14 protein-coding genes and 4 pseudogenes are annotated in these 23,222 nt (G+C 68.1%); 6 read left to right on the top strand and 12 right to left on the bottom strand.

Annotation, left to right across the window (positions count from 1 at the left end; all coding sequences use genetic code 11):
- Window positions 1-172: 172 nt before the first annotated feature.
- The 3 genes from WBK50_RS08085 to WBK50_RS08075 all read right to left on the bottom strand — a co-directional run bounded on the left by WBK50_RS08085 (window position 173) and on the right by WBK50_RS08075 (window position 2,312).
- A complete protein-coding gene (locus tag WBK50_RS08085) occupies window positions 173-298 on the bottom strand; it encodes a hypothetical protein (protein ID WP_341334989.1) in 126 nt (41 codons plus the stop codon).
- A gap of 694 nt (window positions 299-992) precedes the next feature.
- On the bottom strand, window positions 993-1,487 hold the full coding sequence (locus WBK50_RS08080; RefSeq protein ID WP_341334988.1) for a pyridoxamine 5'-phosphate oxidase family protein: 495 nt from the start codon (window positions 1,485-1,487) through the stop codon (window positions 993-995).
- 501 nt (window positions 1,488-1,988) lie between these two features.
- A complete protein-coding gene (locus WBK50_RS08075) occupies window positions 1,989-2,312 on the bottom strand; it encodes a transposase (protein ID WP_341334987.1) in 324 nt (107 codons plus the stop codon).
- A 285-nt stretch (window positions 2,313-2,597) separates the two neighbouring features.
- Here WBK50_RS08075 and WBK50_RS08070 point away from each other — a divergent pair, with 285 nt between their 5' ends.
- Window positions 2,598-3,305, top strand: a complete 708-nt coding sequence (locus WBK50_RS08070; protein WP_341334986.1) for a B3/B4 domain-containing protein — start codon at window positions 2,598-2,600, stop codon at window positions 3,303-3,305.
- A gap of 466 nt (window positions 3,306-3,771) precedes the next feature.
- Here the strand turns inward: WBK50_RS08070 and WBK50_RS08065 are convergent.
- From WBK50_RS08065 to WBK50_RS08030, 8 genes and pseudogenes are all read right to left on the bottom strand, one after another.
- Window positions 3,772-4,494, bottom strand: a pseudogene (locus WBK50_RS08065) (DUF429 domain-containing protein).
- A gap of 707 nt (window positions 4,495-5,201) precedes the next feature.
- Window positions 5,202-6,233, bottom strand: coding sequence for a hypothetical protein (locus tag WBK50_RS08060; RefSeq protein ID WP_341334985.1), 1,032 nt, complete (start codon window positions 6,231-6,233; stop codon window positions 5,202-5,204).
- Window positions 6,230-6,625: a hypothetical protein gene (locus tag WBK50_RS08055; protein WP_341334984.1), complete on the bottom strand. Its 396-nt coding sequence runs from the start codon at window positions 6,623-6,625 to the stop codon at window positions 6,230-6,232. The genes WBK50_RS08060 and WBK50_RS08055 overlap by 4 nt, the downstream gene beginning before the upstream one ends.
- 4 nt (window positions 6,626-6,629) lie before the next feature.
- Window positions 6,630-9,800, bottom strand: a complete 3,171-nt coding sequence (locus WBK50_RS08050; RefSeq protein ID WP_341334983.1) for a CHAT domain-containing protein — start codon at window positions 9,798-9,800, stop codon at window positions 6,630-6,632.
- A complete protein-coding gene (locus tag WBK50_RS08045) occupies window positions 9,793-11,346 on the bottom strand; it encodes a hypothetical protein (protein ID WP_341334982.1) in 1,554 nt (517 codons plus the stop codon). The genes WBK50_RS08050 and WBK50_RS08045 overlap by 8 nt, the downstream gene beginning before the upstream one ends.
- Window position 11,347: 1 nt before the next feature.
- On the bottom strand, window positions 11,348-11,707 hold the full coding sequence (locus WBK50_RS08040; RefSeq protein ID WP_341334981.1) for a hypothetical protein: 360 nt from the start codon (window positions 11,705-11,707) through the stop codon (window positions 11,348-11,350).
- A gap of 163 nt (window positions 11,708-11,870) precedes the next feature.
- Window positions 11,871-12,086, bottom strand: a pseudogene (locus WBK50_RS08035) (transposase); the annotation flags it as partial.
- A 12-nt stretch (window positions 12,087-12,098) separates the two neighbouring features.
- Window positions 12,099-12,866: pseudogene (locus tag WBK50_RS08030) on the bottom strand (IS1634 family transposase); the annotation flags it as partial.
- Between WBK50_RS08030 and WBK50_RS34975 the strand changes: the two are divergent.
- Window positions 12,859-13,021 (top strand): annotated as a pseudogene (locus tag WBK50_RS34975) (IS1634 family transposase); the annotation flags it as partial. The pseudogenes WBK50_RS08030 and WBK50_RS34975 sit on opposite strands and share 8 nt — an antisense overlap.
- A 27-nt stretch (window positions 13,022-13,048) precedes the next feature.
- On the opposite strand, the gene WBK50_RS08025 reads toward WBK50_RS34975, so the two are convergent.
- Window positions 13,049-13,978, bottom strand: coding sequence for an HNH endonuclease (locus tag WBK50_RS08025; protein WP_341334980.1), 930 nt, complete (start codon window positions 13,976-13,978; stop codon window positions 13,049-13,051).
- Window positions 13,979-14,759: 781 nt separating this feature from the next.
- On the opposite strand from WBK50_RS08025, the gene WBK50_RS08020 reads away from it, so the two are divergent.
- From WBK50_RS08020 to WBK50_RS08005, 4 genes are read left to right on the top strand one after another with little or no spacing between them, the layout of a single operon-like run.
- Complete coding sequence (locus tag WBK50_RS08020) at window positions 14,760-15,845, top strand: hypothetical protein (RefSeq protein ID WP_341334979.1); 1,086 nt, start codon at window positions 14,760-14,762, stop codon at window positions 15,843-15,845.
- A gap of 41 nt (window positions 15,846-15,886) precedes the next feature.
- Window positions 15,887-17,836, top strand: a complete 1,950-nt coding sequence (locus WBK50_RS08015) for a hypothetical protein (RefSeq protein ID WP_341334978.1) — start codon at window positions 15,887-15,889, stop codon at window positions 17,834-17,836.
- 28 nt (window positions 17,837-17,864) lie between these two features.
- Window positions 17,865-18,875 (top strand): DEAD/DEAH box helicase, encoded by a 1,011-nt coding sequence (locus tag WBK50_RS08010; protein ID WP_341334977.1) that lies wholly within the window; start codon window positions 17,865-17,867, stop codon window positions 18,873-18,875.
- The gene (locus WBK50_RS08005) at window positions 18,872-23,197 is read left to right on the top strand and encodes a DUF1998 domain-containing protein (protein ID WP_341334976.1); all 4,326 of its coding nucleotides are present in this window, start codon (window positions 18,872-18,874) and stop codon (window positions 23,195-23,197) included. The genes WBK50_RS08010 and WBK50_RS08005 overlap by 4 nt, the downstream gene beginning before the upstream one ends.
- Window positions 23,198-23,222 lie beyond the last annotated feature (25 nt).

The raw sequence follows: 23,222 nt of genomic DNA, 5'->3' as shown, positions 1-23,222 counted from the left end.
CTGGCTGCTGACCTAATCGCTCGGCCAAGGCCGGCCCCGGGGCCACTGCACGGGCGCAGTTCCGCTGAAATCAGCCCGCTGGTTCATCGCGTTCCCTCGCATGATCCGGTGCAGCGGACCGGTGACCACTCGGCGAACATCTGCGCCGCCCTCCGGTCATCGACCTTGGCCCTTACTGCTCGTGCCACATTCGAACGAGCGCGTCCCTAGTACCCAGGCTCAACCCGAGCTGCTGCTCGGGCGTGCCGACGTGGGAGAGGTCCAGGCGGGCCGGGACGATCCCGGCCACCTGGACCACTACCCCATCACCGCCGACGACGCCGGAACCATCCGGCCCAGCACCGCCGGTCGGGACTGTGCCGCCTGCTCGACGGCCAGGTGGCGGGTGCGACGCGCGCTCAGGGTGGCCTCCCGAACTGTGGGCCTGCTGGCCCGTCCCCTTGGGGTGGCGGGGTGCTGTCCCCCGCCGCCGCAAGGCGACCCGGCACGGCCTCCGAGGCTCGCGGTCACTCAGGGCAAGCTCGACTCACAGGCCTTGCGAGCCTGGGTGATGACCTGAAGGGCCGGGATGCGCACCAACCCCGTCGGGTCCGCGCCCGAGCGCGCGGACTCAACCACGCCCACGCGGTACGCGTCCTGGCCCGGGCCTGGCTACGGATCATCTGGCGCTGCTGGGCCGACCACACCCCCTACGACCCCGCCCGACACGAAGCCGCCCTCGCGGCCCGCCGCCCCGAGGGCGACACCGGCCCACCTGCCACCGGCCGCGTCGTGACCAGCATCGGCGTCGCTTCCTGATCGTGGCCCACTCCAGCCGCCCGCAGTCGGTGTCCAGGCTGGCCGAAGGCCACCCGCAGGGCACCGGCCTGGACACCGATGAGGACGGCCGGACACCTCCCACGACGGGAACGAACTACTCCCAGACCGATAAGACGCCGTCGGAGGGCGGACGAAGCGCTGACGCGTGACCCCCGGTCAGCGCGGGCAAGCCTCTAGGGCTGGCTGCGCTCGGCGAGCTCCCGCAGGAAGCGGGGCATACGCCCGGCGCCGAAGTCGTAGAAGCGGGCCCAGTTCGGGGTGATCGCAATGCGCGCCATCTGTTCGTACATGCCACGGACGTGCTGCTCGAACTCGGCGGCCGCGTGGGGGTCCATGCTGATCCTGGCCATGGCGAGGTACTCCTCGACAACGCCGTCGACGATCTCGACGCTGGCCCGCCCGCGGATGGACAAGGCCCGCGCCCCGCCGGGTGTGTCGCCGGCGTCGATGGAGACGGCGACATCCGGGCGGGCCGAGAGGGCCGCGACCTTCGGAGAGGTGGTGGCCGTGGCCACGATCACTTGACTACCGGTCCAGTAGAAGCCGACCGGGATCACCCACGGCGTGCCGTCCTTGCCGTTGTAGGCGAGATGGGCGGCGGCGGTAGCCGTGAGCAACTCCTGCGCGCCGGCTGCGGACAGTTCCTCGTCGACTTCGTGCCGGTCCATGAGCTGTCTCCCTGTTTCGTACGTCGTGACCTGTGTGGTCACCGACCCTCCGGGGGACGGAGCAGACCGTGGCCTTTCGACCTCGATTCCCCCGCACGCTCGCCGAGCACGCTCTTGCAAGCGGGTTCGAGCGCTGCCAGTCCTCGCGGTCCGGTAGGACGGAGCACCCCGTGGCGGCGAGACCCGAGCCCACATGGTGTCCGGCGACCCGGCCCGCGACTCGGCGACCGGGCCACAAGACGGCCGAGCCTCCGCTACGCCCCGCAGGTTGACGTGGGGTTGTCAAGGGCGACCCGCAAGGGCCGTCCCGAAGGGACGCGGAGGGCAGCGCAGCGACCTTGACCTGGAGTGAGGCCGTGCGAAGCTCGAGAGGCCGACCGGCCCCCGCCGAAGGCGGTCCGCCAAGGGCTCTCGGCCCGCGCGGCCCTGAGCGCTCTTATTGGCGCGATGTGGGGTGAACCGGCTCCGGCAAAGCGGCAGCGGCAGTCAGGAACGATGTTGCTATGTGCTGCAGGACCTGAACTCCAACCGACGGATTAACGGGCTTTTCCTATTTGGTTGAAGGGCTGCAGTCCGGGTGTGGACGAGGAAGTTGCCCAGCAGGTCCGGTCGCCGGCGGAGGCGGTGGACACCCCGGTGGGCCAGCACCAGCAACTCCTCCACGGTGGCGGCGGCCCGGATCGCCAGATCACGGGTCTTCAACGACACCCACAGGTTCTCGGTCGGGTTCAGCTCCGAGGCGTACGCAGGCAGGTAGTGCACGGTCAACCAGCCGCGCTGCGCGCGCAGGAACGCGCGCAGCGGCCCACTGCGGTAGCGAGCCACCGACGATCACGAGCGCTGGCAGCCCCGTCGTCCGACGTGCCGTCCCCGCCGCTGCGGCTGCTCCTCGCGGCCTGCGCCCGGGTCTCCGCCGCCAACGGGTCCGCGCCCGGCCCGACTGACGGCCGCTGACCGCGTGGCAAAGCGCGTCGGCGAGCCCATCGGGCAGCGCCCGGGAGCCGCGTGCCCGCACGTCGCCGAGCCCGATCGGCAGGCCCGGATCGGTCCCGTTGATCACAGGCTCGTTGGACTCGGTCACGGGACTGGTCTGGCCCTAGTCTTTCGCGCGTGTTCCGCTACGACCCCGCCGTCCTGGAGCGGTACCCGGCGATCCACGCCGGCATCGTTGCCGCGTCCCGGCTGACCAATGGATCGACGCCGCCCGCGCTGCTGGAGCGCTACCGCGCCGCCCAGCGGGACGTCGCGCAGCGGCTCGCGACCACGCCGGTCGCCGAGTTGCCATCCATCGCGGCCTGGCGCCGCGCGTTCGCAGCGTTCGGGGCGAAGCCCACCCAGTACCGCAGCGCCGCGGAGGCGCTCCTGCGGCGGCTGGCCAAGCAGGGCGACATCCCATCCATCAACACCCTCGTCGACCTCGGCAACCTCGTGTCGATCCGGTACGCGCTGCCGGTCGCCGTGGTCGACCTCGCCGGGATCGACGGCGGCATCACCGTCCGGTTCGCCACCGGCACCGAGCGGTTCACCGACCTCGGTGCGGCCGAGGCCAGCGCGCCGGAGCCCGGGGAGGTGGTGTTCGTCGACCGCGCCGGCGTCGCCTGCGCCCGGCGCTGGTGCTGGCGGCAGAGCGCGCAGAGCGCGACGCGGCCGACCACCACGCGGGCGCTCGTCGTGGTCGAGGGGCTGCACGACGGCGCCGAGGCCGACATCGCCGCCGCGCGCACCGAGGTCGCCGCGCTGCTGGCCGAGTTTCAGCCCGCCGCCGCGACCACCGCGCACGCCCTCTCCGCCCGGCACCCCGCCACCGTGCCCACCTGAGCCGAACCGGGTACCAGCAGGGCCACCGTCAGATGACATCTGGGCAGCTCATAGCGGCTAGCGTCGAAACCGTTGATTGACGAGAAGGCACCGAGGACATCGTGAAGATCGGTCTGGCACATCGCGGATTTCACCTACCCGTCCGGCCCGGCGGGGCCGGCCGACGACCTGACCCGCATCGTCACCGCCGCCGAGGAGGCCGGGTTCGCGCGCGTCAGCGCGATGGACCACGTCTGGCCGCCGGCTCGGCACGTGGTCGAGTAGCACCTCCTTACCGAACGTGCAGGAGTACATGGTGGGCCCCAGGAGACCGAACCCTGAACCCGCGGATTAAAAGGCGGCCGGATCTCATGATATCTGGTCTCTACCAGCAACTATGCCCCCGTCGTGGGTCACTGAAGCCCCTCCAACCGCACCACGCGACACCGTTTCGCCCCATGAATGGCCCCACGCCCAGACCCGGAGCTCAGCTCAGCGGTTCATCGAGCGACCCGGCGCGGGGCACATGGATCCAGCCCTCCGAGTTCGCGAGTCGGCGCTGTTCCTCGTCCTCAGGCAGGTGCGTCAGGCCGCGTTCGGCAGCCTTCGCCGTCAGCGCGGCGATCATCGCATCGAAAGCGTCGTCGCTTTGCAGACAGCTCTCATGCGCGTCGTCTTCGAACTTTGGCCACGGGAGCCGTGGCGTGAGGTCGCTCAGCAGCTTGCCAAGCGTCGTGAGGTTGCCTGGCGACTTGTAGCTGGTGTTGTCGACTCGCCAGGACGCGAGCGACGCTGCGGGGTACGACCTCTGCCACCTTGCCGGGACTCCGCTGCGGTCGACATCAGCCAGCCTGTCGAGCAGAAGAGCTCAGCGCATCGCCGTCCTCCCGATTCGGTCTGCGGACACCGACAGCGGGGTCTTCTTCAGGGTCTGGGCGACGTGCAGATCGGTAGTGCGCAGCGACAACTTCCTGCGGTACTCATCGGGCGGCAGGCCGCGGCCGGGCCAGGGCTCATGCGAAGCGTGGGCGGCGATCGCCTCGACGAACGGCTCCGGCCAGCCGAACGGGCAATCGATGCCGATTTTGTCAGCCGATTGACAGATCTCCACAAGCCTGACGTCCGAGGTGTCGCGCAGCAACGAGACCACAGCCCGCCCTGCCTGCCATTCGATGACACACACCGCTGTCGTGCTGGCCTTCGTCGACAAGTCGATCCCCGCTGTTATCCCATGAGACATCCACGCCACCCATGGGAGACACCGCAGCCAAGCTGGCTCACCTGTCCGCGGCGAGCTGACGTTACACAGCCGCGACTATCACCCACCGCGCTGGCGTGCGGAGCCGCGACACGCTGCGTCAGCTCGGCCATGGAGCCCAAGCGCTTCAGCCTGTCGATCAACGCCGATCGCGACAGCTTGGCCGGAATGCCGACGATCGCCTCGATCTCCACCAACATCACCGGCACTGCAAGTGCGCTCACCTGGGAACCGGCGGAACGTTGCTCTGACCAGCGGGACGTTCCGGTCCCGGGTGGCCAGCGGCATCCGCTGCTGGTCGGGTCTTGGTGGATCTTTCCCCTCCCCGGCTCCCCCGTGCTATCCGTTCAGCTCGCCGCGGACGTCGAGTCGAGCGCACCGGGAGGGCATCGCGCACCGGATCGTGCTCGGTCGCCCCCCGGCCCAACCCACCGGTGCTGAACGTCCGCCCGTCACCAGGCCGGTCGAACACCACTCTGGTGGACGCCGCTCGCCGGTCAGCGAGGGGCGTCCGCCCACGTTCACGAGTCGCCTGCCCTGCTGCTGCAACAACGCCCCCAAGCTGAGCACCGCCGTGCTGGACTCCGCCGCGCGGAGGTGAGAGTCATTCGCCGCTCATCACCGGCTCACCACGCTTCATGACGAAGAGCAGAGCCTCTTTATGCCCGCGGCCCAGCGCGACCCCCTCGACGAACGCGGACGGTTCCTGCAGTTGCGTCCGACGGTGGCCGCGGAGCCCGCCGGATCGCTGGCGCCTCGGCCGCGTCCGGAGCGGTACTCGGGAGCTGTGCGGCCACCTCGGGCCCTCGCCACAGCGCCGCGGTGAGCACCCGGCCGGCGGCCCTTTCGTCGGACGGCTGCGACGGTCGCGGGCGCCCGAGTGCGTCGTAGAGCAGCCCCCGATGCAGCGCGAAGGCGGCGTCGACAAGCTCGCCGTAGCGGGCCGCGGTGCCGAGCAGGTTCGCGTACGCCGCGACCGCCGCCACCACGGCAACGGGCACGGCCCACGGCGTGAACACGGCCCACACCACCACCAGCACCGACCACAGCACCCACGTGGCGGCCGTGTCGAGGCTCGCCCGCGCGGCCGTGACCTCCGTACGCGTCGCATCCGGGAGCACCAGCCACAACGCGGGCCAGCAGCGGACCGGGTCGATGCCGTACTTGTCCTCGACGCCGCTCTCGGCGGCGCGCAGGACGTTCCCGAGCCGCGTGGGCATCAGTCGGTCGGCGCGCGCCGGCAGCGCCGCGAGCCGCCGCTCGAGATCGACGAGCTCCTGCTCCTCCCCTTGAGCGGAGCGCCCTTCCTCGTGGCGAGCGTAGAGCTCGACCCAGCGCTTCTCTAGCACCACGAAGCGCGCAGCGCGCCACCTGACGAGGGCGCGCGCGAGCGCTCGCAACGGCCGCGGCCAGTAGCCCTCCAGCACGCGCAGGACCGCCAGCGCGAGGCGCTCGGCGACAACCGAGGAGGCAGCGACGACCAGCAACACCAGGACGATCAGCGTGGCCTGCGCGATCCCCGAGAGGCCCTCGAACGCGTCCATGAGACGGCGCTGCGCGGCGGCGTCGGGCCGGCTCAGGAGCCAAGCGCCAACACCGAGCGCCCAGAACGCGAATGCCGGGGTGAACAGCGCTGCGGCCCCGCGTTCCGCAAGCTTGCCGCCCAGCCCGCTCCAGAAGCTCGAGATCATGAGACCGCGCCCATATCGGGCACCACGCGGACGCGGTGACTTGGGCAAAGTGGCACCGCGTGGACAGCGGTGCGCCGGTACCAGACGTAGTCGCCTTGCGGGCAGCGAAAGCGAGGCGCCGCGACGATCCCGCCGTGGCCGGGCGGCGGGGCGGCGCCGCTCCGGGTCTGCTCCAGGACGAGCTCCGGCGGCACGCCGAGGCGCACGAATTCCTTCGCCCACCGGCGCATCACGGGCCGGCGCCACAGCTCCGCGCGCGCGGCCTGGACGTCGTGTTCCGACACCGCGGCGGCGAGCGCGGCGTCGATCGCCGCGGGATCATCGATCCCCGGCATCTCGGCGAGGACCGACCGGATCGTGCGGGCCGCCTCGAGGATGTCGTCGTCGTCCATCGCGTCAGGCTCCCGTGTGCACGAAGGCGCCCCAGCGCTCGATGCCGGCATGGTCGCGGCTCGCTCCCCAGTCCTCGAGGTCCTCGGCATCGAGCCCTTCCGGCGGCGCCGCCGCGATGTCCGGGTAGGCGGCGCGCTTGTCGGCGTTCGTGCTCTCGCGCAACCACCGCTGCGCCGCGCGGAGCGCCGCGGCCGGGCGCTCGCTGTCCCACGTATCGAAGAAGCGCCGGACCAGCAGCGCGGCGCTCTCGTCGCCGACCTCCCACGACGTCCCGATCACGCCGGCGACGCCCGCCTGGAGGAAGCCGGTCGGCAACCCGATCACCTCATCGACGAGCCGCCGCCCGATCACCGCCGTCTCGCACGCCGAGAGGACCGCCAGCCGGGCTCCGGGCAGTGGGGTCTCGAGGAGGTCCCGGACGCGCAGCGCGTCGTCGCCGGCCAGCAGCAGCGCGCTGTCGAGCGGGCGGTCGGGCGTCGAGCGACCGTGGCAGGCGAAGTGGTAGACGCCATGGCGGTGCAGCGCGCCGAGGACCTCCGCCTTCATCGCCTGCGGCCCGGCCACCTGCTCGCCCACGGCGAACGCCGACCGCACGCCGTCGGATTCCGCGCGCGCTAGCGGCAGCGGCGCGACGTCGGTGCGCTCCGGCGCCGCGACGGTGAGCACAGACCCCGCGTCGGCGGTCGCGGCCAGTCGTCGGCACGCCGCGATCGTCCTGGCGTTCGGCGCGAAGCTCAACTCGAAGGCGTCGATCGCGTAGCGGCGGCCGAGCGGGTCGCGCCACCATGCGATCTGCACGGGCAGCAGGCCAAACAGGCCGGCCGGGACGAGCACCGCGCGGTCCACGCCGCCCAGGACGGACAGGAGCGCCGGCCAGAGCATCGCACCGAGCGCCTCCCCCACGGCGTCGAGTCCCCCGCGCCAGGCGTGCGGCGCGGTGCAGCGCGCCTTCAGCGCGGCCAGGTAGTCGTCGACCAGTCCGCCCACCACATAGGCATCAACGCCATCGAGGAGGCGCGCCCGCACCTCGCCGCCGGGGACGGCCGCGACCACGGTCGCGCCGAGGAGGCCGGCGGCGACATAGACCAGCGGCGCCTCGCCGCCGATCCGCAGAAGCTCGTCCACGCCGACCTGCTGCAGAAAGGCGTCGTGCCCGGGAACCCTGCGGATCTCCCCGGCCACCGCGCGCAGCACCGCGTCGGCCTCCCGCACGGTGCTGGCGTCCCCAGCGCGCTCGGCGCCACTCACGCTGCGCGCCGCAGCGAGGAACGCCTCGGCGAGGTCCCCGCGGCCCGCTGCGACCAGCGCGTCGAGCTCCGCGCGGTCGCGCTCAAGCTCCGCGGATAGCAGCCGCGCGCGGCCGTGCTCGAGCGCGAGCAGCGCCTCGGCGGGCTGCCCAGACCGCACGAACGCGATCGCCGCGTCGGCGTTGATGAAGCCAGCCCCGCCGAGCATCGCCTCGCGGTTCTCGCGCCCGAACTGGACCCGATGGATGCGATCGACGGCGACCATCGCGCGGCGCCCTGCCTCGGCTGCCGCGTCCCAGGCACCCTCCTCGGCTGCCCACGCAAGCCACGCCGCCGCGGCGCGCCGCGCGGCGGTCGCGTTCTGCTCCTCCCCCGCGGTGCACGCATCGAAGAAGCTCGCCTCCGCGACCTCCGCGTCCTGCGGGGCGCCCGTCCGCGCCGCGCGCATGGACCGAGCCTCCGCCAGCGTGAGGAGAAAATCGGGGCGCTCGGCTGCGCTGTGGCCGGAGTCGTGGGCGGCCTCGGCGAGCGCGCCGATGGCGTCGTCGAGGTCGGCGTCGGCTCCCAGGACGGCGAACCGCGTCGCGAGCGCGCGCCCGAGCGCGTGCACGATGCTGGGCCGGTCCACGGCGCCCGGCGCCGTCGCGTCAAGCGCCTGCGCCGCGGTCCGTACCGCTTCATCGAGGCTCGTCAGGTCGAGCGTGCGCTCGGCTTCCACGACCAGGTCGAGCGCGAGTGCCCCCATTCGCCCGGGCCGGCCGCGAGCTCCCTCGGGCGTGGCGTCGACAAGCGCCCGCGTGCTGAGCGTGGCTGCGCCCGGCTCGCGGAACGTGTGGCGGGCCGCCAGGACGTTCTGCTCGATACGGCGGCGGTCCGGGGCCGAGGGCGGGATCGTGGCGAGCGCGGACTCGAGGAGCTCGACTGCGCGTGCGCCGTCCGCGCGGTCGCCTTGGCGCCCGAAGCGCTCCACCAGCGCGGTCCCGAGGTTCGCGCGGAACCACGGGGAGGCGGGCTTGAGCGCCACCGCCTCGGAGAGCCGTTCGACCGCCTCGGCGAGGTCATCGCCGCTGGCGGCGTGCTCACTGCGCGCGAGGAGCGCGCAGCCGAGCCCGTCGAGCGCCCGCGCGCGGTCAGGATCGTCGCCGGCGTGTTCGACGCCCTCGCGCAGCACCGCGACCGCCTCGTCGATGTCCGCACGGGCGCCAGCATATTTAAAGCGCAGGATAAGCGCCCCGCCGAGGCGGACGTCGATTGCGGCGTCCGGCTCAATGCGCAGCTCGGCGCGCAGTGACCGTGCCCGGCGCAGCACGTCGACGGCACGGTCGGCGTCGCCGTGCCGGCGGTCACGGTCGAAGCGCCCGGTGAGCTGCTCACCGAGCACGGCGAGCACCGTGGGCTCGATCTCAGCGACCTGCGCACGCGCCTCCTCGATCTCGCGGCCCATCGCCTGCCGCACCGCGGGCAGCGTCGCCTCCACGGGCGCGCCCGTGCGCGCTGTGACCAGCGCCGCGACGGCGCTCATTGCGGCTTCGGCGTCGTCGGCGGCGGCGGCGGCTGCCGCGGCGGCCTCGGCCGCTGTGCCCGCCGTCGCCACTGCGCGGCGGAGGTCATCTTCGGCGCCGGTCTCCTCGTAGCGCCCGCGGTAGATCAGGCACGCGCGCCTCCCCCAGTCCGCCCGGCGGTCGGCGGCCAGCGCGCGCCACGCGGGGGTGCCGTCCACCGACTCGAAGGTCCGCAGCGCCTCATCGAGCCCGTCGAGGTCGCCCTCGTAGTCGTAGCGGCCCTCCGCGGCGGCGAGGCGCTGAAACGCCGGAGCGACCGCGGCATATGCGGCGGCGGCCTGCGTCCGCGCGGCGGACGGCATCCGCGGCCGTGTCATCGCTAAGCGCAGCTCCTCCTGCTCCTGCAGCGGCAGCACGTCAGCCATCGCCGCCGCCCCGGCGCCACGGCGCCCACCGGCGCCGGCGACCACCTGTCGCGAGGTGCCGCTCGATGGCGGCGATCGCCGCTGGCGCGTCGTCGTCGCCCAGGGCCTGTGCCTGCGCCAGCCAGCGCAGCGCCTCGTCCGTGCGACCCTGGCTGGCCTCGAAGGCGCCCAGCCGGGTGGCCGCCTTGGCATGGCCGTGACTCGCTGCGATCGCCAGCCAGCGCACGGCGTCCTGCTGATCGCGTTCCTGGGCCATGAGCGCGAGGTTCCACATCGACGTGGTCTCGCCGCCCTTGGCCGCACGCAGGTACCACGTCCGCGCGGTCTCGCGGTCGCCGACCTCGTGGGCGATCAGCCCCAGTTTGTGCGCCGCGCGGGCGTCGCCGCCCTCGGCGGCGCGCCGGAACGCGCGGCGGGCGGCGTCGGGCCGTCCCGCCGCGAGCTCGGCCATCCCCAGCAGAAGCCCCGCGTCGGGCAGGTCCGCCGCGGCCGGCGCCACCAGCAGGCGCGCCGCCGCGTCCGCGTCCCCGCGGCGTAGGTTCAGCCGCCCCGCCTCGACGGCCGCCGGGAGGTGCCCGTGGCGAGCGGCCAGGTCGTGGACGCGCGCAGCGGCGACCAGGTCGCCAGCCTCCTCCGTCAGCTTCGTCGCCCACGCGAACAGCGCGTCTGTCTCACCCGTGGACACCAGGCGCTCCAGCCAGCGCTGCTCAGCCGCCGCATCGCCGTCGAGCCACGCCAGCCGCGCCAGCACGTCGAGGGCGCCGGCGTGCCCGCCAGCGGCGAGCGGCTCGAGCAGCGACCGCGCCGCGGCGCGGTCGCCCGCCTCCACGCGCTCCCCCGCGAGCATCAGCGTCGCATCGGCATGGCCCCGCGCCGCGGCCGCCTGCAGCCAGCGTCGGCGGTCGTCCGCATCCCCGCGCTCGGCGGCCAGCGCCGCGCCGCGCTCGAGCGCGTCCGCGTCACCCAGCGCCCGGGCGTAGGCCCACCAGCGCTCGGCGTCGGCGCGGTCATCCCGCCGGACCGCCGCGTCGTAGGCGTCGGCGACCATCCGCGCGTTACCAACCTCCGCGGCGGCCACCGTCCAGCGGGCAACGTCCGAGTCAAAGCCGCGGAGCTGCAGGTCGTCGACGAGCGCGTGCGCAGTCGCGGGCTCGGCCTCGATGGCGCGCTGCAGCCAGGCGTCCGCCTGGTCCCGATCGCCCGAGAAGAGGAGGTAGCGTCCGAGGTGCAGCATCCCCGCCGGGAGGCCGCCCTCAGCGGCGCGGCGGAGCCAGAGCTCGCCCTCGGCGAAAGCGTTGCCGTTAATCAGGTCGCCGCCGAGTTCCAGCGCCGCCTCGGGCATGCCGGCGAGAGCGGCGCCGTGCCGCCACGCGCGGCCCTCCGTGGTGCGCCCCTGCCGGATGAGCGGGCCCGCGATGTTCACCGCGCCCACCGCGCGCCCGCGCTCCAGGCCGCTCGGCGGATGCTCGGACGGCTCGTCACCCGCACGCAACCGCCGGTCGAGCCAGCGCCGCGACGCGTACAGCGATGTGACCCGTGCCGGCACCTCAGGCATCGGGCAGCGCCGGGCCGCTCGCGCCGGTGCCGACCTCACGCATCCGGGTCAGCCACTCCCGGCGATCCCTGAGGGTCGCCGCGGCGAATGGCATGGGTAGGTGCACGATGAAGTGCTCCGTGACATTGAGGGTGGCATCACCCCGCTCCGTGAGGAGGCCCGGATTCGCCGCGATCACCTCCATCACCTCGCGCGGGCTTCGCGCGAAGACCAGCGCGCGCACGGCCTCCCAGAGCGCCTTCAGCTCCGCGTCGCTATCGACCGCGGACATCGACGAGAAATAATCGGAGAGCGCCTCCTGCTCCCACTTCTGGACCGCGGCGATGTCCTTCCGACTGGGATGTCGCGCCATGATCGATACTCCCTATGCGGCCGAAATCGATACTCCGAAGGCGGCGTCGCGAAGGCAAGGTCCTGTCACGTCGACTCCTCCGCGGACGTCCTCTCCATCATCGTGTCAAGAAAGAGCGATCTACGCGTCCCGCTGATACAGATCACGCGGTGCAGGTTTCCGATCATGTCGAGCTCCAGGCGGCGCGCCGGCAGACCGCATGGGCGGGCAGGTGCAGCACGGTCCGGCGGGCGTGGCGGGCTTGTTGGGCGGGCATCGAGAACAGCCGCAGCCGGAGCCGTTTGGGTTCCCATCGCCGCGCCGGGTGGGTGGTGAAGGCGAGCATCTGGGTCCAGGCGGTGATCTCGCAGGCCAGCGCGACGACCGCTTGCCAGACCTGAGTTGCACAGGTTTAGTGCCCCGGCGCGTTGATCGCGGGTAGTCGGTCGAGCAGGGCGCGGGCTTCGGTGGTGATCTGCGGGGCTGCGGTGATGGGGTGCCCGCCGACGTCGATGCGGACGGTGCGCAGCGGCCGCAGAGCGCGGACGAGCTTCCTGATGGAGACGCTGGTGGCGTCCTGTAGATGCCGGGACACAGCGAGGGCGGCGAACACGACGGTCAGATGGGCTTCAATGGCGTCGCGTTCGCGGTGGAAGATCGGGCGGGCGCGCAGGTCGGACTTGGCCATACGGAAGGACTTCTCGACCTGCCAGAGATCGTGGTAGGCGGCGACCACCGCCGCGGCGTCCATCGTGGAGATGGGCAGGTTGGTGACGTAGCCCTTGAGCCCGGCGAGCTGGCGAGCGCGTTCGACCAGGCCCCAGTCCACGTCTTTCCCGGCGGCGTCAATGCGCACGAACCGGTCCTTGTTCAACGGCCGCGTGCCGGCAGCGACTTTCTCGGCCCGGTCGACCATGGCGTTGATGGCCCGGTCGTCACGCTTATGCCGGGCGAACAGGTAGTGGTAGACCACCCGCCGGGACCGGGCGGCCTTCCCGGTGCCCATGACCCGCGAGGATTCAAGGTGCTGGCCGTCGTCGAAGGCGTTGCCGTGCCGCTCGAAGTGCGCGGCCAGGTCGTAGGTGGTGGTCTCGGCGGTGTTGCCCTCGAAACAGGCCACCTCGAGTGGGAACCCGGACGGGTCGACGAGCAGCCCGACCTGGATCTGCGGGTCCACCCTGCTCCCGGTTCTACGCGGCTTCCAGCAGCGCCACGGCGTGAAGGACATGGTCGTGGTCGCCGACGCCGGGATGCTGTCAGCGAAGAACCTGAACGCGTTGGAAGACGCCGGGTTCTCGTTCATCGTCGGGTCGAGGATCAGTAAGGCGCCCATCGCTGTTTGGCCGCCATCCGAACGGATGTCTACAGAACGCCACGAGCGACCTCCTCGTCGCGGAATCGGCTCCATGCACGCCGCAAAGCGGCGATCTGGCGGTCGCCCAGCGTAACGCCCCAGCCGTCGGCCCGCTGACCATCGATCCAGCCATAGGCCGACTCAGGGACATTAGCCGAGAGCCGAACGGTCCCTGAATCTGGGTCGATACAAAGTAGTAACTTATCAAATAGCGTATGCAGGTCGGTCCGCATCAAAATTCCGTTAGAGATCATATTCGAGTCAACACCGCGATAGGGAACGATATGTGCCGCGTCGAGAACGGGCACGGCATCACTACCACTGAGTGCGCACCGTCCCCTGTACCATTCGAGGAGCGCAGCACGAAAATGTGACGCACCCTGACGCGCGACTATGGAGCGTTCGGCCCGAAGCCGTGCGTCGTAGTCATCATCCGGAGCGTCCTTGTCATCTGTCATCTCGCGGCGAGCCTCAGCCTCAACGACTGACGCGACGATATCTCGCTCACCCGGTGATCGAGACACACTCTGCAGGAAGAAGAATCCGTCAAGCCATCGCGCAATATTGGCCAGTCCTATTACTCGATAATGTACGCCGCTTGACGTTGACGACTCTTCCCTAAGAACACCGACCGAGATGCCGTCCCGCAGACATTCCATAAGGGCCCTGTTGGTGAACTCCTTATCTCGGCGCGACGGATCACTACCCTCCTGATGGTACGCGCAGCGCCACCCACTTTCGTCGTAGAAGATCTTGCCATCGGGGTAGCGACTCTCCTTCATTATTCGTACCGTCAGCGCATACCGATCGCCAGCAGGTTTGTAGATCCCCTTGGGTGCGCTAACCATCCGAGGTTCGTGTCGCGAGAGCTCTTTCCAACTGACTACTCGCCCTTCATTTGCAACGAACCAGTCCCTAGCAACATCGGTTTCGACCATCGCGACCTCTTCTCCCTGCACACGTCCGTGTGGTTACATGCCTCCGTCTTGAAGACGCTCACCACAGCAAGCGAAACTAGACCATGGGAAGCTCAGGCAGCACAGCGGCGTCCCCGTACTGGGGCTAGAAGTTTTGCGCGGCACGCCTGGCTGGGATGAAGCCATTGATGCTTTACGCGTTGCGTGGCCCGCCGACAGCGAACACACAACCCGCCGCGCCGTCGAGATTCGACGCAGCTTTACGGGGAAACGTGGTCTCATGGTCCTTGATGTCCTGTTATCCCACCAACGAAAGTACACGACATGAGTGACGCCGATACTCCATGCCTGGACGGGTCGAATTACTGAGAAAAGAGGCGATATGTCGCTCCGCTGGGTTGCAGCGAACTCAGACTCGTACCATACGAGAACTACGTGGCTTCGGCCTCCAGCTGAATGCTACTGACGCCTCTGCTGCCCTTGTTGCGGCACAGGCTGTCGCCTACGAACTCGACATCGACGTTATCGAGCTCGACCAGCTGGCGCGGTAGCCGTCAGATCGCGTACGCGGACGGTAGCGACCTGCCGCGTTCGCGGCTCTCCGATTTTCGCGTCCCCCTAGTCCTTCGGGTGACCTCACCAGGCGTAGCAGCACTAGGCTATTCAGCCTAACCACGAGTACGGTCCGGCGTGGCGCCGCGACGGAGTGTCGACGCGAGTCGATCATACGGGCGGCGGTTGTGCCCTCAGTGGTGAGCAGGCATGGCACCGAGAGGCCGTCAAGGGTCAGTTGGAGGCCAAGATGGAGAACGCGTGGGACGACTACCTCCGCTGGAACTCTGCAATATGCGCAACCGTCTTCTCCGAAGATCAGGCTGGCCGCCCCGTCTACCTAGACATGGACGACGCTGTTCTGGCCGAGGTCTCCTCGCATCTGTCGATCGACGTCGACGAGGCGCAAGGCCAGCTTGTGGAGGCTGTCCGGGCGACCCTGGCGCTTCACGGCGGCTCCGCCGATGTGTTCCGCGCTCATCTACAACACCTCGACCGGTGGCGGCGAGACGTCAGACGCCGGAGCAAGTCTGACTCCCATGTCAAGCCGCCCCCCACGTTGGCGTTGCTGGCTGCGTTCACACTGGCGGCCGAAGCGATGGGGAGTGATCGTAATGTGGCCGTCCATGCCTACTACCCGCGTCTCGCTGCGGTTCTGGGAGTCACAGGGGACAAGCCGAAGGAACGACTGCAAAGTGCCTACCAGGCAGCCGCCGAGCAGCTGTGGCGTGGACTCAACGACTGGCTGACACTGAACGATGGTCGCTACGGTGTACCCACAGCGTTCGCGCTTACCCACCGCTATATCGGCCTTCCGCTGTCTCAGGCGCTCATCCGGGCCGCGGACCGGCGCCATCTCACGAGGATGTTCCGTCAGTTCGGCCTTCCACCGGGAAGCGACATCCCGCCAGCCGACATGGCAAGGATCCTTGACACTTGGATCCAGCAAGTTCCTTGTCCTGCGAGCAAGAACTTGCAGGGTCTGTGGCAGCGAACCGGTGCGCAGGAGCGGATTGCGGAGGTCGCCGCGACGGAGCTGGCGAGCTGGGACAACCGCGATGCCACTGATCCCATTGACGCCGGAGGCACGTCGGCACAGCCACGAACCGGTGACATCCGGCTCATGGCACAGCTACGAAATTTCCCCAAGCCTGCTCTTCAGCTGTCGTTCCTGGCAACGATGCTCGGAGCGTCTGCCCCGACGAGCTCGTCGTTGAGAGCGCTGATGGCACGCCGCGTATCGACATGCTTCCGCTCGGGGGCGGCACGGTCCGTCCGCGGACGGCGGGCAGCATTGACCCAGGTTCCGTGGTGGAAGGCGTTCTGCACCTGGTAGACCCACGCACAGGAGTCCAGGCCCGGCGTCACCCACACCGTGTGGTTCCCTTCCGCCGGGACGAGCTGACCAACGCATTCGTCGAGAGCGAACGGGTCCAGCTCGGCGAGGACTCACTTGTTCTCGTCAAGAACCAGGGTCAGCTGCCGGACCAGGTAGACGGGCTCCTCAAAGCGATTGCTCGTCCAGGCTTTCAACGCCGGGACGCGTTGCAGGGGCTTCCGCGGGGATGGTCTTTATTCACGGACGTTCAGATTCTGTCGGCGCCCATCTCTGCGTCGAAGTATCCGGACCTTAACCCGCTCGTGCCGGTCATCTCCTCACAGCTAAGCATCGCCGGCGGTATGAAGCTTCCCGGGAACCTTCGCAAGTGGTCGGCACTTCGACCACCAGAGATTCGTGCGGTGTCTCAGCTCGACAACGAGCTTGCCCTCTCGCTGTCCCGCATGCAGCTGGCCTCGGGCGACGCGATCGAGTCGCATAGCTGGCAAAGCCAGCGTGGGGTGCTCTTGGTCGATCTCGCCGAGATGGAGCTGGAGGACGGCGACTACGAACTCAAGCTCGACACCGGGAACCGAGCGCTGCAGCGCTCAATCCTGCGGCTGCGGTCGTCAGACACCCCGGACCGCTGGACCTGGGACACGGCCGTTGTTGTCGGCTACCATCCGGACCAGCCACTCACCGCTACGACTGCTATCGACCAATTCGACGGCTCGTCGCACGTTGTTCGGGGCGCTTCTGTTCCAGCGACGACACACCAGATCATGAAGCCCTCCGCCACGAAGATCGGGCAGATTTGGTGGTCAGCTAACCGGCCACCCCGGCAAAGTTCGGTGCCGATTGTCATTGCGGCCCCTAACCCTAAGTCGTGCGTCGTCACGGGAGCGCATCGCATCCAGCTCCCGCCGACCCCCATGGGAAAGCCGCCATCGCCGATGCTGTCTGGCTCTTGCAGTCAGTGTGGAATTGAGAAGCGATATCCATCGTGGCCACGGAGAAACCGTCCGCGCTCGAGTGACCTTGGCGCCGAGATCAGCATTTCGGACCGCCTGGCACAAATCGCAAGCGCTGATACACTGGTAGTCGATCACGACGTTGCGCTCGACGCACTCGTCCACCTCGGAGGTGGCACCGTGACGTCGCTGGACCGGGTGATTACTCAGGTTGACTCCTCGGCCATTGCGGCCGACTCTTTCCGGCGCAGTCTCGAGGTCCTCGGGCACGTCGACCTGAGCCGCAACGAGCGGCTCGAGGTGACGTCCTGGTCGATAGCTCCGCCGGCTCTCGCGGAAGCGGCTGACGGGTCCTTCTACCTCGTAGGCGCATGGTCCGACAGCGCGCGAGCGCAGCTGGAGCAGAATGTAAATGATGTCGGTGGGAAGTACTCGTACGAGGAGAACAGGGAAGGCCCGAGGTCCTGGTTCGTGGAGGGCCTGACCGCCTCGACCGTCGCTGACCTACTACCTGGGCTACGGGACCTGTTGCCTTCTGATGCCCCCGTGAAGATCGTCCCGCGCGCGGCGTCGGCCTTACTCAACATTCTGCCGCAGCTAAGTCGTGTTGGTGCAAAGCTGTGCCGCGTTCCCATGCCTGGGGCGCGAAAGATTGAGCGCTTCAACGTGACAGCCGCATACTGGGAGCCGGTCCAAACAGCGGCCACCCCGGGCGCCTACCGTCTCGAGTCCGCATTCCGCACGCTTTATGTATACCGATCCGATGCAGATATCGAGCGACAGGAAGCAGCAGTCGGAACGGCACAACTGGTGAAACACCTAGAGGCTCAGCGCCTCGGACGACCACTCCTAGGTTATTACTCAAAATCCCGCCTGCTTGTCGTTGCGCTTGGCGCCGACCTCCCTGGCATGTACGGTCGCGCGGCCGTGTTAAGCAGCGGCCGGTTACCGCAGAAAGTGAAGGACCAGCGCGCAATCGCATACCACGACGTGTCGAAGTCTTTCGCTGAGCACATCTTCGATCTTTTCGCTACCTAAGCCGAGGTGCTGCATGTCTGCTAACCCGTTGTCGACCAACGACTCAATCCGGGATGCTTACCTTCGGTACTTCGATACGGCGTTCTGGCTCCGCAATGAGAGCCTGATGGAAGAGCGGCGGGCGCTTCTCGAACGACCCGGGCGTCTCTTCGCAGATCCTTTGCTGGAACCTGTCGTACCCTACGATGCCAGGATGCCGCTACTCGACGTCACCCGGGAGGCCGGCGTCTCTGATACAGCTGCAGAGATCGTGGGGAGGGCCCTCTTTGGCGCGTTCACCAAAGAAGCCTCCCCTATCCTCCTGCGCCAACACCAGGCCGAGGCGATCCGCTACTCCTTAGGAAGCAGCAACACACGGCCCAACGTAGTAGTCACGTCAGGAACAGGGTCCGGCAAGACCGAGAGCTTCCTCCTGCCAGTGCTCCTGCGGCTCGTTGACGAGTCGATGTCATGGACCAACGAGCCCGCGGTTAACGACTGGTGGAGCGCGCCGAACGCCAACCGATGGAAACCACTACGCAGTGAGAGCCGTCCGGCATCGATGCGGGCTATCGTCCTGTATCCCACGAATGCACTTGTCGAGGACCAGGTCGTCCGACTCCGCCGCGCGGTCCGCAACATTGCGGCGCTTCGTCGAGAGTCCCAGCTCTGGTTCGGCCGCTACACCTCAGCCTCTCTTGGGACCGTCACGCAACCGCAGGGCAGCTCTGACAATGCTGCGCGGGTCGCGGAGCAGCTACGAGGCATCACTCGTGAGTACGACGACCTGCAGGCAGCCGGTTACAGCCCGGACAACTTGACACAGTTCTCGGATCCGCGCCGAAACGAGATGCTGGTGCGCTGGGACATGCGAGTCACTCCTCCCGACGTGCTCGTGACGAACTACTCTATGCTTAATGCTCTTCTGATGCGGGATGCCGACAGCCCGCTCTTTGAAAGAACCCGCGACTGGTTGGCGCACGCGCCAGAGCACGTGCTCACCCTGGTGGTTGACGACTCCACCTTTACCGAGGCACACAAGGCAGCGAGGTCGCAATGATCTTGCGCAACCTGCTTGCACGGTTGGGCCTGGAGCCCGACAGCTCCCAGCTTCGCTTTGTTGCCACCAGCGCCTCCCTTGACGAGGGCGAAGAGAGTCGCCAGTACCTCGAGGGCTTTTTCGGAGCGTCGCGCGACTCCTTCCACATCACCGCAGGGCAGCCTCGGTCCATCGGCACTCCGCCTAAGCTGACTCGGTCGCAGGTGCTCAGAGGCGACGCCGGCCACGAGCCGCGGGCCGATGGGCCGACGTTGTCCCAGGCCGTTGCAGGCGCCTGCTACTCGCCCGACGACGGTCGTCACCGTGCGACGCCTTTGGCGGAGATAGCTCGGCGCCTGTTCGCAGACGCCGACGGCAGTGAGCGCGACCGGCAGGCGCTGGGCGAGGTACTCACCCGAATCGCTGATGACCCGGCTGACCGAGACACCACAATCCCCCTGCGAGCGCATCTCTTCGCACGGACTGTCCGCGGAGTCTGGGCATGCTCGAATCCGTCCTGCGGTACGGGGCCAGCCGACCCCGCGCGGACCATCGGAAGGCTTCTCGATGTCCCGGCGTCGTCCTGCCCGGACTGCGGGTCCCGGGTTCTAGACCTCCTCTACTGCTTCGACTGTGGCGATGTCAGTCTCGGCGGCTTTGTCGTTGACCGGCTTCCCGAGGAGGAGGGTCTCGGCTGGGTCCTCGGACCAGACACCGCAGAGGTACCGGCGATGGAGCAGCAACCAGTGTTCCGCCGCCGGTACGGCGAGTACATGTGGTACTGGCCCGGTGCGAAGCCGATCAGCCCTGACCTTGAGTGGTCTCACCAACTTCCCGCCAAGTCGGGAACGGTGAAGTTCAGCTTCAGCCCAGCCGAGCTGAACCCACGTACTGGGCTCGTTGAGCTGGGCTCGTTCAACGCAACAGGTTGGGTGATGACCTATCGCGGGCTTCCCGGTGACAGCAAGGAGAAGCCGCCCGCGCTCCCTGAGATGTGTCCGGCTTGCGCTCAGAAGGGTCACAACAGAGATCCCGAGATGTACTGGCGCGGTGAGGTCCGAAGCCCGATCCGTGCTCACACGTCAGGTCTCGCGCAGTCAACTCAAGTGTTCCTCTCTCAGCTGATCAGAACGATGGGGGACCTACCGGAGGACAGCAAGACGATCGTCTTCACGGACAGTAGAGACGACGCTGCTCGCACAGCCGCTGGCGTGGCCCGCAACCACTACCGAGACCTGGTCCGCCAGGTGGTGCGCCAGGCGTTGGGGAGGGAGGCACCGGACGTCGTCGATGTCCTCACAAAGTCGACCACTGACCCGACCTCGCTAACAGAGGACGAGAAGCACGTTCTCGCCGAGACGATACGTACGTCGCCCGAGCTCTATGGTCTCGTCCAGAAACAGCAGTGGCTCAAGCTGACGCCAGAAGAACAAGATCAACTCGATGCTGCACGTCAAGGCGGCGGGGTCTCGCGAACCAGCTGGGCAACGCTCCGAGCCCGCGTCAACGAACAGCTTCTACAGCTCGGGGTTCATCCAGCCGGTCCCGCGCCGTCGATGGGTAAGACTGACGATGGTGACCCCTGGTACACGGTTTTCGAACCGCCTACGCCCGGTTTGTGGGACAAGGCAGGCGGCGAGAACGTAGCGGCAACGCGCGCCGCCTACGCGGAGAAGCTCAACGCTGGGCTTGCGATGGCTCTCTTCGATCGGGCCGGACGCGACATCGAGTCCGCAGGCCTCGGGTATGTTGCCCCCTCATCGATCCGCATGATCGGCTCGCCGGTCAACGAAGCTCGGGCCGAGGAAATTCTGGCGTCCTGTATCCGCATTCTTGGAACATCACGGCGATACGTCGGCGCGGACTACGGAGACCCACAACCGACTATCCCCCGGGTGGTGCGGCGGTACCTCGAGAAGGTCGGTGACCAGCTTGGCGTGGACAGACAAGCACTCATTGAATGGGCCAGTGAGGCTCTCACGTTCGCCGTGGCGACGGGATGGCTGCTACAGATCCATACAGGCTTGGCACCGCTTGTCGTCGTACCTTCCGCCGGCCGAGTCTGGCGGTGCATCTCATGCTCCTACCGTCACCTTCATCGGTCCGGAGGCGCGTGCGCGAACCGCAACTGTCGAGGAGTGGAGCTAGTCGAGGACGGCCTCGCAACCCTGACGGAGGACTACTACGCATGGTTGGCACAACGCGAGCCTCGAAGACTGGCCGTTGCTGAACTTACCGGCCAGACAAAGCCACTCGATGAGCAACGCCGGCGGCAACGATGGTTCCGTGGAGTCCTGCTTCCCGAGCCCCGCGAGAACCGTCTCACCTGTGGTCTTGATGTCCTCAGCGTTACCACGACGATGGAGGTAGGCGTCGACATCGGCTCACTGCGATCGACGCTTATGGCCAACATGCCGCCGCAACGCTTCAACTATCAGCAGCGAGTCGGCAGGGCTGGCCGCGCCGGTCAGGCCTACTCCTACGCTGTCACGGTCTGCCGGGACAGGACTCACGACGACTACTATTTCAATAACACCCACCGAATGACGGGCGACATCCCGCCACAGCCGTTCCTCGATCTGGACCGGTTACCGATTGTGCGTCGCGTCATCGCTGCGGAGGTACTTCGGCAAGCGTTCCTGTCGACATCGAACCCGCCGGCCTGGACGCCGAAGAGCATCCACGGCTCGTTCGGCTCGACGGGCCAATGGTCGACATATCGGCCCGAGGTCCAGCTCTGGCTAAAGACCTCCGCGGCTGTTGGTCAAGCCGTCGAGCGGCTCTGCAGCTACACGGGACTTGCTGGTCACGAGATCGCCGTGCTCCACGACTGGGCATCGACGACGCTCGTATCGGACGTAGACGCTGCGATTGCCCGAGTCACACCGCCCATCTCGGAGCTAAGCGAGCTTCTCGCTACCGCCGGCGTTCTCCCGATGTTCGGGTTCCCGACGCGGGCCAGGTCTCTGTACAGCCACGAGGCTAGGAACAAGTCGACCCTGGACTCTGCGGAGGTCGCAGACCGCCCCTTGGACATGGCAGTTTCAGCCTTTGCACCGGGCGCTCAAGTCGTCCGTGACGGCGTGCTGCATGTTGCGGCCGGCTTCGCCGCCTACGACCTCAAGGGCTACCGCGTCGAGGCCAAAGACCCGTTGGGACCGGCCTACAAGATGGCACGCTGCCTAGAGTGCGATGCCGTCATCGCATCTCCGGGCTCGGAGACGTGCGAGGTCTGTCAGGGGCAGCTGTTCGCGTTCACGATGTACCAACCGCTTGGCTTTCGGACGACCTATAGGGCCAAGGACTACAACGACGAGAACGAGTTCTCCCCAGGAGCTGCGCTGCCCGCAGTGACAACCGCGACCCCACCGACCCGGTCAGAAGAGATTCTCGCACTTCAGCTGCGGACGTTCGAGCAGGCCCAGGTCGTTCAGGTTAATGACAACCGCGGGGCCCTCTTCCCTCTGCGCCAGCTCACCGACGGGTCGGTCATCGTCCCGGACCCGTCTCGCTACCCACCGAAGACATGGCAGATCCCGGCGGGTACAAGCCTCGAGCCGGCGGCAATCGGAGAAGTCCGGACCACGGACGTCCTCATTGTGGGTTTGAGAGACGCGAACGTCCCCGCTGGGACCATCTCGTCACTCCCCCAGCATGTTCCCGCGGGGAGGGCTGCGTTCTGGTCACTCGCTGAGGCACTTCGGATCGCCTGCCAGGCACAGCTCGATGTCGATCCACAGGAGCTTGTCGTCGGTCTTCAGCCCGTTCGACGCTTCAACATCCCGACCTACGACATCTTCATAGCTGATGCTCTCGAGAACGGGGCCGGTTACGCCGCGGAGATCGGCCACGCCACCGTGTTCGACAAGCTTCTGCACTCGACGCGACATGAGCTCACCGAGAGGTGGTTGGACAAGACCCATCAGGTCTGCACGACTTCCTGCCCTGACTGCCTCCGGTCATACGACAACCGACGACTCCACGGGGCCCTGGACTGGAGGCTGGCACTCGACATGCTCGCCATCGCCGCCGGCGAGCAACTCCCGTTCGAGCTTTGGCAGGCTCGCGGCCGCGCCCTCGCTGAGTCACTCACGGCGATCGAGGGGGTCGACCTCGAGCATCACACGATCGTCAACGTTCCTGTCATCGCCGATGGTCGGACGGGACGAGCAGTGGCTCTCGGGCACCCGTTGTGGCGTCGCGAAGCGCACCTACTCACGGACGCCCAACGAGCGGTTCAGAAACACGCTGGGGAGCAGCTAGGCGTCACCAACCTGAGTTGGAGCGATCCCTACGAGGCCGACCGGCAGCCGCTGACAATCTTGCGCCGAGTTGTGGGGTAACTGATCTTTGGCGACTGCAGACGTC

This window comes from Pseudonocardia sp. T1-2H (assembly GCF_038039215.1).
Lineage (GTDB): Bacteria > Actinomycetota > Actinomycetes > Mycobacteriales > Pseudonocardiaceae > Pseudonocardia.
This window is presented reverse-complemented; position numbering and strand designations above follow the sequence as displayed.